We start from the raw sequence: 15,365 nt of genomic DNA on the forward strand, positions 1-15,365 counted from the left end.
GGCACCCATCCATGGAACACACCGCGGTCGAAGGCATCGCCGCCACGCTGGAGGATCTGGCGACGCCCTGCCTCGTCCTCGACGCCGACCGGATGGACCGGAACATCGCGCGCCTGAGGACCAGGCTGGACGGCCTGGGCGTCGCACTGCGTCCCCACCTGAAGACGGCCAAGTCGGTGGATGTCGCGCGGCGCGTGATGACCTCGCCGGCGGGGCCGGCCACGGTTTCCACCCTCAGGGAAGCCGAGCAGTTCGTGGCGGCCGGCGTGCGCGACATCATCTACGCCGTGGGCATCGCGCCGGCCAAGCTGCCGCAGGTGCTCGCGTTGCGTGCCAAGGGCGCCGATGTTGCCGTCGTGCTCGACAGCGTGGAGCAGGCGCGCGCGGTGGCGAGCGCCTCGCGCAGGGCGGGCACCCGCATCCCGGCCCTCATCGAGATCGACTGCGACGGCCACCGCTCCGGCGTGCTGCCTTCCGACCGGCAGCGCCTGCTCGACATCGGCCGTGCCCTCGAAGACGGGGCGCAGCTGCGCGGCGTGATGACGCACGCGGGCGCCAGCTATGCGGCGCGCGGCAGCGACGCCCTGCGGCAATGCGCGGAGGCCGAGCGGCGCAGCGTGGTCGACGCGGCCACGATCCTGCGGGAAGCGGGCCTCGCGTGCCCGGTGGTCAGCGTCGGCTCCACCCCGACCGCGCATCACGCGACCGACCTCGCCGGCGTGACCGAAGTGCGCGCCGGCGTGTTCGTGTTCTTCGACCTTGTCATGGCCGGCATCGGCGTGTGCAGGGTCGACGACATCGCGCTCTCGGTGCTGGCGACGGTCATCGGCCACCAGCGCGAGAAAGGCTGGATCCTGGTCGATGCGGGCTGGATGGCCATGTCGCAGGACCGCGGCACGCGCAAGCAGCAAGTCGACCAGGGCTATGGGCTGGTGTGCGACGTCCGCGGCAAGCCCTATGCGGACCTCATCATGGCCGACGCGAACCAGGAACACGGGATCATCACCGTGCGGCCGGGCTCCGCTGGCGTGCTTCCGGACCTGGCCATCGGGGACCGCGTGCGCATCCTGCCGAACCACGCGTGCGCGACGGGCGCCCAGCACGCGGCCTATCACGTGGTGCGCGGCACTTCATCTGCTGTGGAGGCCGAGTGGCCGCGATTCGGGGGCTGGCAATGAAGCTCGCATCGTATTGGCTGGACACGTCGGAACCCTTCAGGAGCGCCGATGCAGGCCCCGTGGAGGGCCGATGCGACGTGGCGGTGATCGGTGGCGGCCTCACGGGCTCCTCCGCGGCGCTGGCCCTGGCGAAGAAGGGCGCGCGCGTCGTGCTGCTCGAAGCGGAGACCATCGGCAATGCGGCCTCGGGCCGCAATGGCGGCATGTGCAACAACGGCTTCGCGCAGGACTACGGCATGATGTCCGCGAAGCTCGGCAAGGAAGCCGCCAACCGGCTCTACCGGGCCTTCGACGCGGGGGTCGACACGGTCGAACGCCTGGTGCGCGAAGAGAACATCGATTGCAGCTTCGCGCGGGTGGGCAAGATCAAGCTCGCGGCCAAACCCGAGCACTACGACAAGCTGGCGCGCAGCCAGCAGCTGCTCGCCGCCGATGTGGATCCCGACACGGAGATGGTCAGCCGCGCGCAGCTGCGCGGCGAGGTCGGCTCCGACCGGTATCACGGCGGGCTCCTCTTCCGCAAGAGCGCCGGCATGCACGTGGGCCGCTTCGTGCGCGGCCTGGCCGAAGCGGCAGCCCGGCGCGGCGTGACCGTCCACGAGCACACGCCGATGACGGGGCTGAGTCCCGCCCCCCGCGGCGGCCACCTGGTCGATACGCCGAAGGGCCGCCTCCACGCCTCGCAGGTACTGCTGGCGAGCGGCATCTCGCACACGGGCCCGCTCGGATGGATCCGGCGCAGGGTCGTGCCCGTCGGCGCCTTCCTCATCGTGACCGAGCCCCTGCCGACGTCGACGCTCGACCGGCTCCTGCCGCGGCGCAGGATGGCCACGGACACGAAGAACCTGGTCAACTACTTCCGCACAACGCCGGACAACCGGCTGTTGTTCGGCGGCCGCGCCCGCTTCGCCGTTTCCAACCCCCACTCCGACGAGAAGAGCGGCGAGATCCTGCGCGCGGCCATGCACGACGTGTTCCCCGACCTGCCTGCCCCGCGCATCGACTATTGCTGGGGCGGCATGGTCGACATGACGCAGGACCGCCTGCCGCGCGCCGGCGAGCGCAACGGCATCTACTACTCCATGGGGTACAGCGGCCACGGCACCCAGATGGCGACGCTGATGGGAACGATCATGGCGGAGGTGATGGACGGGCGCACCGAGCTCAATCCGTGGAAGGACTTCGCGTGGCCCGCGATCCCGGGGCATTTCGGGCCTCCGTGGTTCCTGCCGCTCGTCGGCGCCTACTACCGTCTCAAGGACAAGTTCTCCTGAAGCCGATCCCGCTCCGAGGCGCAGGTGGGGAGCTGGCCCGGCTGATGCTGGCCGTGCTGTTCCTCAACGCGTGCCTCACCGGCATGCGGATGGCCGCGCCGCTGCAGGCGCTGCGCCTGGGCCATCGCGAGGCGGCGGTGGGACTGCTGATCGCGCTGTTCGCGCTGGCCCAGGTGTTCCTGGCGCTGCCCGCCGGCCGCTACTGCGAGCACCATGGGCTGAAGAGGCCGGTTGGGTGGTCGGTCCTGACGGCCGTGGCCGGTTGCGCCATCGCGGCCGCATGGCCGGTGTTCCCCGTGCTGTGCGCCGGCGCCCTGCTCACGGGCGGTGCAGCCGGTGTCGCGGGCATCGCGGTCCAGCGCCACGTCGCGCGCCTTGTGAGCGATCCCGCCGCACTCCGCCAGGCGTTTTCGTGGCTCGCGATCGGCCTGGCGTTGTCCAACGTCCTGGGCCCGGTCGCAGCCGGCGTCATGATCGACGGCGCCGGGTTTCGCGCGGCGTTCCTGGCGATTGCCGCGCTGCCGCTGCTGGGCTGGCTGTCGGTTCGAGGCGCGCACGATCGCGGGTCCACGCCGCCGGAGGCCGCCAACGGCCGGGACGCCTGGAACCTGTGGCGCGAGCCGGGCTTGCGCCGGCTCCTCATCGTCACCTGCCTGCTGTCGGCGTGCTGGGACGTCCATGCCTTCCTGGTGCCGGTGCTCGGGCACGAGCGCGGCTTCACGGCTTCGCAGATCGGCAGCATCCTGGGCGCCTTCGGCATCGCCGCCGCTGCCGTGCGGCTGCTGACGCCGCTGGTGGCCGCACAACTGCGCGAATGGGCGATCCTGGTCGGGGCGATGGCCGCCACCGCCTTCCTGTTCGGCATCTATCCGCTGATGCACGATCCGCTGGCCATGGGGTTGTGCTCCGTGCTGCTGGGGCTCACGATGGGCAGCACGCAGCCCATGGTCATGAGCCTGTTGCACCAACTGGCCCCTGAACACCGCTACGGCCAGGCGGTGGCGATGCGCGTGGTCGTGATCAACGTGTCCAGCGTGGGCATCCCCATCCTCTCCGGCCTGGCCGGCGCCGTGGTCGGGGCAGCAGGGGTCTTCTGGGCCGCGGGCTTGATGGTCGGTGCCGGCACCAGGCTGGCGCTAGGTCTTGCCAGGCACTGAAGAGGTCGCTGCGCGGATCGGTTCGCCCTTGTCGAGCAGCAGCAAGGGGGCGTCACTTCGCATGGCTTTTTCTCCCGAGTGCGAGCCGCGCCACCGCGACGAGCCAGCGCACGCCGCCAGCGAGCGCATCGTCGTTGAAGTCGTAGGAGGGGTGGTGCAGCGGCACGTCGCCGGCCTTGCGCCCCTGGCCGAGCCAGAGGTAGGCACCCGGGCGCTGCTGCAGCATGAAGGCGAAATCCTCCGACGTGAAGGCAGGTGCAGGCGCGGTCACCGCTTCCAGGCCCGCCTGGCGTGCGGCTTCCAGGGCGAGCTGTGCTTGCGCGTGTGTGTTGACGGTCGCGGGGTAGTAGCGCACGTACTCCACATCGATGCGGGTGCCGCTGCCGCGCGCGACGCCCGCCGCGACGGCGCGGATGGCTTCCTCGATCGTGTCCTGAACGGCCGCGTCGAAGGTCCGCACCGTGCCGGTCAGTTCGACCGCCGACGGCAGCACGTTGTGCGACTGGCCGCCGCTGATGCGCGTGACGGAGAGCACCGCGTTCTGCGTGGGCGGCACGCGCCGCGAGACGATGGTGTGCAGTTGCGTGACGAGGTCGGCGGCCGCGAGCACGGCGTCGGGCGTCTGGTGCGGCTGCGCCGCGTGCGCGCCGCGGCCGCGCACGACGATGTCGAAGCGGTCGGCTGCCGCCATCATCGGGCCGGTGCGGGTGGCGGCCACGCCAACGGGCAGGTCGGGCCAGTTGTGCAGCGCGAACACCGACTCGCAGGCAAAGCGTTCGAAGAGGCCCTGTTTCACCATCTCGCGCGCGCCGCCGCGGCCCTCCTCGGCCGGCTGGAAGATGAAGGCCACCTGTCCGTCGAAGTCGCGCGTGCGCGCCAGGTACCGCGCGGCGCCCAGCAGCATGGCCGTGTGTCCGTCGTGCCCGCAGCCATGGTGGACGCCTGCGTGCCGGCTGATGTAGGGACGCTCGCCCTGCTCGAGGATCGGCAGCGCGTCCATGTCGGCGCGCAGGCCGACGATGCGCTGCGACATCCCGGCGCGCAGAACGCCGACGACGCCCGTGCCGGCGATGCCTTCGTGCACCTCGATCCCGACCTCGCGCAGTGCATCCGCCACGAGGCGGGACGTGCGCCGCTCCTCGAAGGCGAGTTCCGGGTGCGCGTGCAGGTCGCGCCGGAATGCGATCAGGCCGGGCAGGAGGTCGTCCATATCGAGGGAGAGGTTGGACTTGGACATCGGGCCACGATCGTCGCGGCATGCAGGGTGCTCGTTCTAGGACGAACTTGGCGGCGTCGACCCGCAGGGATCACCGCAGACCATGCCGCCGCCCCTCCCCAAAACCGCAGTTTGAGCCAACCGCCCCCGTCCGATCGAGACATATCCCTTGACCCGCGGTGCTCCAATGCCCACAGGTGAAAGCCACATAGGAGACACACCATGGAACACAGCAAGCAGCTCGATGGCCTGGTCGGCCCGGAAGAGAGCACGCGGATCCTTGGCGCGCTGCAGCGCGGCGCGAGCCGGCGCGACGTGCTCGCGCTGCTGACCGGGGCCGGGATGCAGGCGGCGCTGGCCGGCAGCATCGCCGGCGTCGCGACGGCGGCGCACGCGCAGACCCCGCGCAAGGGCGGCCGCATCAAGGTGGCCGGCGCGACCGCGGCGGTGAGCGACACGCTCGACCCGGCCCGGCAGTCCAACCACACGGACTACATCCGCGGCTTCATGTTCTACAACTCGCTCACCTACCTGGACGGCAGCCTGACGCCGCAGCCCCAGCTGGCCGAGGAGTTCACGACGAAGGACGCCAAGACCTGGGTGCTCAAGCTGCGCAAGGGCGTGACCTTCCACGACGGCAAGCCGCTGACGCCGCAGGACGTGATCTTCTCGCTCATGCGCCACAAGAATCCCGCGACCGGCTCGCGCGCCAAGGCGCTGGCCGACCAGATCGAGGAAGTGGTGGCCAGCGGGCCGAACGAAGTCACCATCCGGCTCGCCGCGCCGAACGCCGACCTGCCGGTCGTGCTGGGCACGTACCACTTCCACATCGTCAAGGACGGCACCACCGACTTCAATGCGGGCATCGGCACCGGCCCCTACAAGCTCAAGGAGTTCCGGCCGGGCGTGCGCGCGGTCGGCGTGCGCAACGAGAACTACTGGAAGCCGAACCGCCCGTACCTCGACGAGATCGAGCATGTCGGGATCGGCGACGAACCCGCGCGCGTGAATGCGCTGCTGACCGGCGAGCTCGACCTGATCACGGCCGTCAACCCGCGCTCGGTCGAGCGGGTGAAGGCAAGCCCCAAGCACGCCGTCTTCGAGACCAAGGCGGGTTTGTACAGCAACCTGATCATGCGGCGCGACAACGGGCCGGGCACCAACCCGGATTTCGTGCTCGGCATGAAGCACCTGTTCAACCGCGAGCAGATGGTCAAGTCGATCGTCATCGGCCACGGCGTGGTGGGCAACGACCAGCCGATCCATCCGAGCATGCGCTTCTACGCCAAGGGCCTCAAGCAGCGGCCTTACGATCCGGAGAAGGCCAAGTGGCACTTCCAGCGTGCCAACATCGGCAGCGCGGCCATCCCCGTGGTGGTGTCTCCGGCGGCGATCAATTCCGTCGAGATGGCCCTCGTGCTGCAGCACGCCGCCCGGCAGTCGGGGGTGAACCTGGACGTGCGCCGCATGCCGGCCGACGGCTACTGGGCGCAGCACTGGATGAAGCATCCGGTGGGCTTCGGCACGATCAATCCGCGGCCCTCCGTGGACGTGATGCTCTCGCTCTTCTTCAAGTCCGATTCGCCGCAGAACGAGTCCGGCTGGAAGAACGAGAAGTTCGACCAGCTGCTGCTGGCGGCGCGCGCCGAAACCGACGAAGCCAAGCGCGCCCAGACGTATGCCGACCTGCAGGCGATGATCCACAACGAAGGCAACATCGGCATCCCGTTCTTCATGTCCAACCTCGACGGGCACAGCAGGAAGCTCAAGGGCATGACGCCGATCCCGCTCGGCGGAATGATGGGCTACATGTTCTCCGAACACGCCTGGCTGGAAGCATGAACTCCACCATCCTTCGAATGGTGGCGGGCCGGGTCCTGTCGGGCTTCGGCTCCCTGCTGGCGGTTTCCGTCGTGGTCTTCGCGATCACGGCGGTGCTGCCGGGCGACGCGGCCGAAGAGAAGCTCGGCCAGGACGCAACACCGGAGGCGGTGTCTGCGCTGCGCAAGGAGATGGGTCTCGACCGCAGCGCGGTGGAACGCTACGTCAGCTGGCTGGGCGGGATCGCCACGGGGGATCCGGGCAAGTCGGTCGTGAACGGCATGCCGGTGTCCGAGGCGGTCGCGAGCCGGCTGCCCAACTCGCTCCTGCTCGCGGCGGTGACGGCCGCCTGTGCCGTGCCGCTGGCGCTCGGCCTGGGCATCCTTTGCGCGTTGTGGCGCGGCTCCACCTTCGACCGGGTGACGAGCATGACGACGGTGGCCGTGGTGTGCGTGCCGGAGTTCCTGGTGGCGACGCTGGCGGTGCTGGTGTTCGCGGTGCACCTGGAGTGGTTGCCGGCGCTGTCGTCCGCGGCCAGCCTGTCGTCGCCCGGCGAGATGCTGCGCTCGTTCGCGCTGCCGGTGCTGGCGCTGGGCAGCGTGATCACGGCGCAGATGCTGCGCATGACGCGCGCCGCCGTGATCGACCAGCTCTCGGCGGCCTACGTCGAGATGGTCCGGCTCAAGGGCGCGACCGCCGCGCGCACGGTGCTCTTCCACGCGCTGCCGAATGCGATCGGCCCGATCGCCAACGCCGTGGCCCTCAGCCTGTCGTACCTGCTGGGCGGCGTGATCATCATCGAGGTGATCTTCAACTACCCCGGCATCGCCAAGCTGATGGTCGATGCCGTGGCCCAGCGCGACATGCCGCTGGTGCAGGCCTGCACCATGATCTTCTGCGCGGCCTACCTGATCCTGGTGCTGCTCGCGGACGTGTGCGGCATCGTCGCCAACCCCAGGCTGAGGCACCAATGAACACCGCCGCACTCCTTCCTCCCGCCGCCGCGCTGCGCAAGCGCAGGTGGATCGCGAACTGGTCGCGCGCCGGCAAGCTGGGCCTGGCCGTGATCGCCTTCTGGGCCGCCGTCGGGCTGGTCGCACTCTTCCTGCCCACCGGCGCACTGGGCGAGATGTCCGACGCAGGCGTGTTCCAGGGCATCAGCGCGCAGCACTGGCTGGGCACCGACTACCTGGGACGCGACATGCTGGTGCGCATCGTCGCCGGCACGCCGTACACGATCGGCGTGGCGCTGGTGGCGACGCTGCTTGCGTGCACGTTCGGCGCGGTCCTGGGCCTGCTGGCGGCGGTCGCCGGCGGCTGGCTCGACCAGGCGCTCAGCCGCGTGCTGGACACGTTGATCTCGATCCCGAGCAAGATGCTGTCGCTGGTGATCATCGCGGGCTTCGGCTCCTCCGTTCCCTTGCTGATCGCGGTCGCGGCCATCGTGTACACGCCGGGCTGCTACCGCATCATCCGATCGCTCGCGGTGAACATCAACGCGATGGACTACGTCGTCGTGGCGCGGGCCCGGGGCGAGCGGCGCCCGTACATCATGCGGCGCGAGATCCTGCCCAACATCCTGGGCCCGCTGCTGGCCGACATGGGCCTGCGCTTCGTCTACGCGCTGCGGCTGCTGGCGAGCCTGAGCTTCCTCGGCCTGGGCGTGCAGCCGCCGATGGCGGACTGGGGCTCGCTGGTGCGCGAGAACCTCGGGGCCTTGCCCATGGGCGGCATCGCCGTCCTCGCGCCCGCGCTGGCCATCGCCACCCTGACGATCGCCGTAACGCTGGTCATCGACAACTTGCCGGGTCACACCGACGCCGACCGGGAGACTCACTGATGGGTGCCACTGTCCTCGTGAATGAGCTGCGCATCGTCGCGCAGGCGGCCGGCGGAACGGAAACGCAGATCGTCAAGGACGTTTCGTTCCGCATCGAGCCTGGCGAAGTGCTGGCCCTGATCGGCGAGTCCGGCTCGGGCAAGACCACGATCGGCCTGGCCCTGATGGGCTACGCCCGCCGTGGCTGCCGCATCGCCGGCGGCACCGTGCGCATCGGCGACACCGACGTGCTGGGCCTGTCCGAGGCCGAGCGGCGGCAGTTGCGCGGGCGGCGCGTGTCGTACATCGCCCAGAGCGCCGCGGCGTCGTTCAACCCCTCGCGCAGCATCATGGACCAGGTGGTGGAAACCGCGCACATCCACTCGCTGATGCCGCGTGCGCAAGCCGAGAAGAAGGCCGTGCAGCTGTTCCGCGAGTTGGCACTGCCGCATCCGGAGACCATCGGCCAGCGCTACCCGCACCAGGTGTCGGGCGGCCAGCTGCAGCGGCTGATGGCCGCGATGGCGCTCATGAGCGACCCCGACCTCGTGGTCTTCGACGAGCCCACCACCGCGCTGGACGTCACGACGCAGATCGAAGTGCTGCACGCGTTCCGGCGCGTGGTGCGCGAGCGTCGCACCACCGCCGTTTACGTGACGCACGATCTGGCGGTCGTCGCGCAGATGGCCGACCGCATCCTGGTGCTGCGCGACGGTGCGCAGCGCGAGATCGGCGCCACGCCGCAGATCATCAGCCAGCCGCAGGACGACTACACGCGCAGCCTCATCGCCGCCGCGAACCCGAAGGCGCGCAGCGGCGAGGCCATTGTCGAAGGCGCGGGCCCGCTGCTCGAAGTGCGCCAGCTCGTCGCGGGCTACGGGCCCCTCGACAAGCATGGGAAGCCGGCGGCGCCGGTGCTGGACGACGTGAGCCTGAAGCTGCATCGCGGCCAGGCGATCGGCGTGATCGGCGAATCGGGTTCGGGCAAGACGACGCTCGCGCGCGTGGTCGCCGGCCTGATCGGGCCGGCCGGCGGGCAGGTGCTGTTCGACGGCAAGCCGCTGCCGCGGCTGGTCGAACAGCGCTCGCGGGAGGAGCTGCGGCGCATCCAGATCGTGTTCCAGATGGCGGACACCGCGCTGAACCCTTCGCACACCATTTCGGACATCCTGGCGCGGCCGCTGCAGCTGTATCGAGGCCTGAAACGCGACGCGCTCGACAAGCGGATTGCCCAGCTCCTGGACCTGGTGCAGCTGCCGCAAACCTGCGCGGGCCGCCAGCCGGCGGGGCTGTCCGGCGGCCAGAAGCAGCGCGTGAACCTGGCGCGGGCACTCGCCGCGGACCCCGACCTCATCCTCTGCGACGAGGTGACGTCGGCGCTGGACACGGTGGTGGGCGCGGCCATCCTCGACCTGCTCGCGCAGTTGCGCAAGGAACTCGGCGTGGCCTACATGTTCATCAGCCACGACCTGAACACGGTTCGCGCGGTGTGCGACGACATCGTGGTGCTCTATGCTGGGCAGAAGGTCGAGGCCATGAGCCGTTCGGCGTTCGGCCGCGCTGCGCGCCATCCCTATTTCCACCTGCTGGCGACGTCGGTGCCCGAGTTGCGCCCGGGGTGGCTGGACCAGGTGGGGTCCGCGCGGCGTGCCGCGCTGCCGCTGGTGGCCGCGCCGGCTGATCGCGCGGGGCTGTGCAGTTTCCTGGACCGCTGCCCCTTGCGGGTCGCCGGCCAGTGCGACAGCCGGACCCCGCCGCGGCGCGAGCTCGAAGGGGGCGTGGAGGTGTTCTGCCACCGCAGCGCCGCGGACCTGCTGGCGCTGCAGAGATCCGCCGAGCCGCAGCAGGAAGTTGCGGCCTGACGACAAGGACTTCCGCATGTACGTCGAACCCGAAGTCTTCTACCGCTACGACCCCGCCGCTGCGCCGGTGCCCGTCATCGTGGACGTCTCGCGCAGCGGCCGGCTCTATCCGGCGGACTACCGCTCGCCGCTTTCGTTCAACACCGTGCACGACAACGTGTCGATGTACGTGGACGAGATCTGGAGGGACTCGCCGAAGTACGGCGCGACGATGCTGTACGCGCTGTTCCCCAACACCTACATCGACGCCAACCGGCACGAGCTGGACATCGACCCCGGCCTGATCGACGGCCAGTGGCCGGTGCCGCTGGAGTTCGTCTCGAAAAGCGGCCTGGGGCTGCTCAAGACGAAGTCGCGCTACGGGGAAACCTTCCACGAGCGCAAGTTCACGGTGGCCGAAGTGCAGCACCGGCTGGACCGCTACTACCGCCCCTACCACCGCGAGCTCGCATCGATCGCCGACCGCATGCTCACGGCGCATGGCTTCTACTACAACCTGAGCTGCCACTGCATGTCCGCCGTTGGAGCGCCGACCCACGCGGACGCCGGCCAGGAACGAATGGATTTCTGCCTGGGCAACCTGCGCGGCACCTCGAGCACGGCCGAATTCATCGAGTTCGTCGCCGAAACGATCCGCAAGCAGGGGTACACGTGCTCGGTGAACACGCCTTACACCGGCGGCGAGCTGAACCGCCGCTACGGCAAGGCCGACGGCCGGCAGGAAAGCATCATGGTGGAGATCAACAAGCGCACGTTCATGGACGTGAAGTCCTTCGGGAAGACCGAGGGCTTCGAAGCGATCCAGGGCGTGGCGCGCGCGGTGCTCGAGGCGGTGGCGCAGCGGGCCGGCGAACGCGCGAGGAGACCCGTGTGAGCACGGATGAAGGCACCGGGCGCCCCGCCCCCAACCACATGACCCTTATGGAAACACAGAACTGCATCGGCGGCCGCTGGCAGGCCGCCCGGGACGGCCGCGAATTCGACGTCCGCAACCCGGCCGACGACAGCCTCGTCGCGCGAGTCGCCGACGGCGGCGCGGCCGACGCGCGGCTTGCCGCGGACGCTGCCGCGCAGGCCCTGCCCGCCTGGAAGGCACGCACGGCGCGCGAGCGCTGCCTCGTCCTCAAGAAGTGGCAGGCGCTGGTCGAACGCGACGTGGAGCGCCTGGCCGCGCTCATTTCGCGGGAGCAGGGCAAGCCGCTGGCCGAGTCCCGCGGCGAAATCGCGTACAGCAACGCCTACATCGAGTGGTTCGCGGAAGAGGGCGTTCGCGCCTACGGCGAGGTGATCCCCACGCCGGCCGCGTCCAAGCGCCTGATGGTCGTGCGGGAAGCCGTCGGCGTGGTCGCGGTGGTCACGCCGTGGAACTTCCCGGCGGCGATGATCGCGCGCAAGATCGCGCCCGCATTGGCCGCCGGCTGCACGGTGGTCGCGAAGCCGGCCGAGGACACGCCGCTCACCGCCCTCGCGCTCGTGAAGCTGGCCGAGGAGGCGGGCGTGCCGCCCGGCGTGCTGAACATCATCCCCGCATCGCGCGAGCGCACGCCCGAAGTCGTCGGCGAGTGGCTGGCCGACGGGCGCGTGCGCAAGATCAGTTTCACGGGCAGCACGCCGGTGGGCAAGCTGCTGGCGCGCGAATCGGCCGCCACGCTCAAGAAGCTGTCGCTGGAGCTCGGCGGCAACGCCGCCTTCATCGTGTTCGAGGACGCGGACATCCCGGCGGCGGTCGAAGGCCTGATGGCCGCCAAGTTCCGCAACGGCGGCCAGACCTGCGTCAGCCCCAACCGCGTGTACGTCCACGACTCGGTGCACGACCGCTTCGTCGACAAGCTCGCGGCCCGGGTCGGCGCCCTGCGTGTCGGTCCCGCCACCTGGCCGCAGGCCGAGATCGGGCCGATGATCAACGCGCGTGCCGTGGAGAAGATCGAACGGCACGTGGCCGACGCCGTGGCCAGGGGCGCGAAGGTGGTCGTTGGCGGCCAGCGCGTACGCAGCGACGTCGCGAACGGACCCAACTACTACGCGCCCACCGTGCTCACCGGCGCCACGCGCGAGATGGCGCTGTCCGGCGAGGAGACATTCGGGCCGGTGGTGCCCGTGTTCCGCTTCGCCACGGAGGAGGAAGTGGTCGGCGAGGCCAACGACACGCCGTACGGCCTGGCGGGTTACTTCTTCTCGAACGACGTCAGGCGCATCTGGCGCGTCGCCTCCGCGCTCGAGACGGGGCTGGTGGGCATCAACGAAGGCGCCATAGCCGCGCCGGCCGCGCCTTTCGGCGGGGTGAAGGAGTCCGGCTACGGTCGCGAGGGCTCGCACTGGGGCCTGGACGAGTACCTGCACACGAAGTACCTGTGCCAGGGGAACCTGGCATGAAAGTCCTCGTGCTCGGTGCCGGCGTGATCGGCACCACCACCGCGTACTACCTGGCACGCGCGGGCCACGAAGTGACGGTGGTGGATCGCCAGGCGGGGCCGGCGCAGGAAACCAGCTACGCGAATGCGGGCCAGGTGTCGCCCGGCTATGCGGCGCCGTGGGCGGCGCCCGGCGTGCCCCTGAAGGCGCTGCGCTGGATGTTCCAGCGGCACGCGCCGCTGGCCATCGGCCTGGACGGCACGACCGACCAGCTGCGCTGGATGTGGCACATGCTGCGCAACTGCAGCCCGCAACGCTACGCCGCCAACAAGGAGCGCATGGTGCGCCTGGCGCAGTACAGCCGCGATTGCCTCGCGCAACTGCGCGCCGACACGGGCCTGCGCTACGAGGGCCGGCAAGGCGGCACCCTGCAGGTGTTTCGCACCGGTGCGCAGCTCGAGGCCGTGTCCAAGGATGTGGAGGTGCTGCGCGCGGCGGGCGTGCCGTTCGAACTGCTGCAGGCTGCGGAACTGGCGCGTGCCGAGCCGGCGATCGCAACCGCGCCGCTCGTGGGTGGCCTGCGCCTGCCCGGCGACGAGACCGGCGACTGCCACCTGTTCACGACGGGGCTCGGTCACCTTGCGCGGTCGATCGGTGTGCGTTTCATGTTCGGTGATGCGGTCGAACGCGTGGAGGTGAGCTCGGGCCGTGTGGCGGGCGTGATCCAGGGCCGGCGCCTCCTCAAGGCCGACGCCTACGTCATGGCGCTCGGGGCCTATTCCACGCCGATGCTGTCGGGCGTGCTGGACATCCCGGTGTATCCGGTCAAGGGGTACTCGATCACGCTGCCGATCGCGAATGAGGACCGTGCGCCGGTCTCCACCGTGCTCGACGAAAGCTACAAGGTCGCGATCACCCGCTTCGACCGCCGCATCCGCGTGGGGGGCATGGCAGAGCTGCGGGGCTTCGACCTGCGCCTGAATCCCCGCCGGCGCGAAACGCTGCAGCTGTGCCTGCACGAATTGTTCCCAGGAGGCGGCTATGCGGGCTCGTGCAATTTCTGGACGGGGCTGAGGCCGATGACCCCGGACGGCACACCGCTGGTCGGCCGCACGCCGGTGGCCAACCTGTACCTGAACACCGGCCACGGCACGCTGGGCTGGACGATGGCGTGCGGATCGGCGCGAGTGCTCGCCGACGTGATGTCCGGCCGCGCTCCAGACATCCGCAGCGACGATCTGTCCGTGGCGCGCTACGCGCCCCGGCAGCCAGGCCGATGGACCAGCCCTTCGACGGCACCCGGGCTGAGCGCCTGACGCTGCCGCGCACGCACGAGCAGCGCGCAGCGCTTCACAACGAGGTGCATGCGCGGCCGCCGGAGGCCATGGCGGCGCCGCTCGCGATCTCGCACGTCGTCATGCTTTGCGACGGCGAGGAGCGTGCGCACAGCCGCGAGCACCTGGCCGCGCTGCTGCGCGATCACCACCTTCCGCCCCCGGACGAGCACGGCACGCATGTCCGGACCGAGCTCCCCGGCTTCCGCCTGCGCTGGGAGCTGCACACCGAGTTCGTCACCTGGACGTTCTCGCGACCGATGGCCGATGCGCTGCTACGCGAGCCCCGGGAAGCCATCGAGCCTGTCCCCCGCGAGTGGCTGCGGGTCCTGCCGGGCCGCGTGCTTTGCGCGATGCACGTGTGGGTGCTGCCGGGCGGGCCCGCGGACGGCGGCCCGCATCCGAAAGCCCTGCTGAACGAGGAGACGCTGGTCGGCGCCCGCGTCGGCGACGGCGCTTGCGAGGCGTTCACGGATTTCGCTCTCCACGCCGACGGCTTCTCCCGGATGCTGCTGTTCGCGGGCAGCGCGCGGCCGAGGCAGCTGGGGCGGCTGGTGCAGCAGTTGCTCGAGATCGAAACGTACCGGATGGCGGCGTTGCTGGGCCTGCCGGCCGCGCGAGGGGCCGCGGCCGTGCTGGGCGATGCCGAGTGCGAGCTGGCGGAACTCGCCGCTGCCATCCGCGCGGCCGGCCGCGACCAGGAGCCGCAGCTCCTCGACAGGCTGACGCGGCTGGCGGCCAAGGTGGAGAGCCATTACGCGGCCACGCACGCGAGGTTCAGCGCCAGCGCGGCCTACTTCGAGCTGGTCGACCGCCGCATCGCGGACGTCGGCGAGTCGCCCCTGCCGGGCCTGCAGACCATCCGCGAGTTCATGAACCGCCGGCTGTCGCCCGCGGCCGCCACCTGCGCCTGGGCCGTGCGCAGGCAGTCGGCGCTGTCAGAACGCGTGTCGCGCATCAGCAACCTGCTGCGCACGCGGGTGGAGATCGAGCAACAGCAAAGCAGCCAGGGGCTGCTCGGAGCGATGAACCGGCGGCAAGGGCTTCAGCTGAAGCTCCAGGCCACCGTGGAGGGGCTCTCGGTCGCCGCCATCACCTACTACATCGCGGGCCTGGTGGCGTACCTCGCCAAGGGTGCGGCGGGGTTGGGCTGGCCCTACAGCGGCGAGGCTTCGGCCGCCGTCGCGATCCCTGTGATTGCCTTCGCGGTCTGGTGGAGCCTTCGGCGGCTGCATGCGCGGGTCCTGGAAGGGTGAGCGCTGCCCTGCGGCTCGCACGATGCGCACACGTCGAACGCTGGGTGCCAGGCCGCGTCACAGCAGGCTCGATCCCGGAAATGGCTGATGGGCAAA

Annotated in this window: 12 protein-coding genes; 11 read left to right on the forward strand and 1 reads right to left on the reverse strand. The window is 70.2% G+C overall.

Going from position 1 to position 15,365, the window contains the following annotated elements:
- Positions 1-11 precede the first annotated feature (11 nt).
- From EZ313_RS02970 to EZ313_RS02980, 3 genes are read left to right on the forward strand one after another with little or no spacing between them, the layout of a single operon-like run.
- The gene (locus tag EZ313_RS02970) at positions 12-1,178 is read left to right on the forward strand and encodes a DSD1 family PLP-dependent enzyme (RefSeq protein ID WP_135261723.1); all 1,167 of its coding nucleotides are present in this window, start codon (positions 12-14) and stop codon (positions 1,176-1,178) included.
- Positions 1,175-2,452 carry an NAD(P)/FAD-dependent oxidoreductase gene (locus EZ313_RS02975; RefSeq protein WP_135261724.1) on the forward strand — a complete coding sequence of 426 codons (1,278 nt, stop codon included), beginning with the start codon at positions 1,175-1,177 and terminating at the stop codon, positions 2,450-2,452. The genes EZ313_RS02970 and EZ313_RS02975 overlap by 4 nt, the downstream gene beginning before the upstream one ends.
- Positions 2,453-2,496: 44 nt before the next feature.
- Entirely contained in the window at positions 2,497-3,609 is a 1,113-nt protein-coding gene (locus EZ313_RS02980; protein ID WP_135261725.1) for an MFS transporter, read from the forward strand.
- A 52-nt stretch (positions 3,610-3,661) separates the two neighbouring features.
- On the opposite strand, the gene EZ313_RS02985 is transcribed toward EZ313_RS02980, so the two are convergent.
- Entirely contained in the window at positions 3,662-4,846 is a 1,185-nt protein-coding gene (locus EZ313_RS02985) for a M20 aminoacylase family protein (protein ID WP_135261726.1), read from the reverse strand.
- A gap of 201 nt (positions 4,847-5,047) precedes the next feature.
- Here EZ313_RS02985 and EZ313_RS02990 point away from each other — a divergent pair, with 201 nt between their 5' ends.
- Genes EZ313_RS02990 through EZ313_RS03025 form a run of 8 tightly spaced genes read left to right on the forward strand, consistent with a single transcriptional unit; the run spans position 5,048 to position 15,269 of the window.
- Entirely contained in the window at positions 5,048-6,667 is a 1,620-nt protein-coding gene (locus EZ313_RS02990) for an ABC transporter substrate-binding protein (protein WP_135261727.1), read from the forward strand.
- Entirely contained in the window at positions 6,664-7,620 is a 957-nt protein-coding gene (locus EZ313_RS02995) for an ABC transporter permease (RefSeq protein WP_135261728.1), read from the forward strand. The genes EZ313_RS02990 and EZ313_RS02995 overlap by 4 nt, the downstream gene beginning before the upstream one ends.
- A complete protein-coding gene (locus tag EZ313_RS03000) occupies positions 7,617-8,486 on the forward strand; it encodes an ABC transporter permease (RefSeq protein ID WP_135261729.1) in 870 nt (289 codons plus the stop codon). Before EZ313_RS02995 ends, EZ313_RS03000 begins: the two co-directional genes overlap by 4 nt.
- Positions 8,486-10,327 carry an ABC transporter ATP-binding protein gene (locus EZ313_RS03005; protein ID WP_135261730.1) on the forward strand — a complete coding sequence of 614 codons (1,842 nt, stop codon included), beginning with the start codon at positions 8,486-8,488 and terminating at the stop codon, positions 10,325-10,327. Before EZ313_RS03000 ends, EZ313_RS03005 begins: the two co-directional genes overlap by 1 nt.
- 16 nt (positions 10,328-10,343) lie before the next feature.
- Entirely contained in the window at positions 10,344-11,201 is an 858-nt protein-coding gene (locus EZ313_RS03010) for an N-formylglutamate amidohydrolase (RefSeq protein WP_135261731.1), read from the forward strand.
- A 47-nt stretch (positions 11,202-11,248) separates the two neighbouring features.
- Positions 11,249-12,700 (forward strand): NAD-dependent succinate-semialdehyde dehydrogenase, encoded by a 1,452-nt coding sequence (locus tag EZ313_RS03015; RefSeq protein ID WP_135261732.1) that lies wholly within the window; start codon positions 11,249-11,251, stop codon positions 12,698-12,700.
- Positions 12,697-13,995 carry a D-amino acid dehydrogenase gene (locus EZ313_RS03020; RefSeq protein ID WP_135261733.1) on the forward strand — a complete coding sequence of 433 codons (1,299 nt, stop codon included), beginning with the start codon at positions 12,697-12,699 and terminating at the stop codon, positions 13,993-13,995. The genes EZ313_RS03015 and EZ313_RS03020 overlap by 4 nt, the downstream gene beginning before the upstream one ends.
- On the forward strand, positions 13,956-15,269 hold the full coding sequence (locus tag EZ313_RS03025; RefSeq protein WP_135261734.1) for a DUF3422 family protein: 1,314 nt from the start codon (positions 13,956-13,958) through the stop codon (positions 15,267-15,269). Before EZ313_RS03020 ends, EZ313_RS03025 begins: the two co-directional genes overlap by 40 nt.
- The last annotated feature ends 96 nt before the right edge of the window (positions 15,270-15,365 follow it).

It is taken from the genome of Ramlibacter henchirensis, from assembly GCF_004682015.1.
GTDB classification, from domain to species: Bacteria; Pseudomonadota; Gammaproteobacteria; order Burkholderiales; family Burkholderiaceae_C; genus Ramlibacter; species Ramlibacter henchirensis.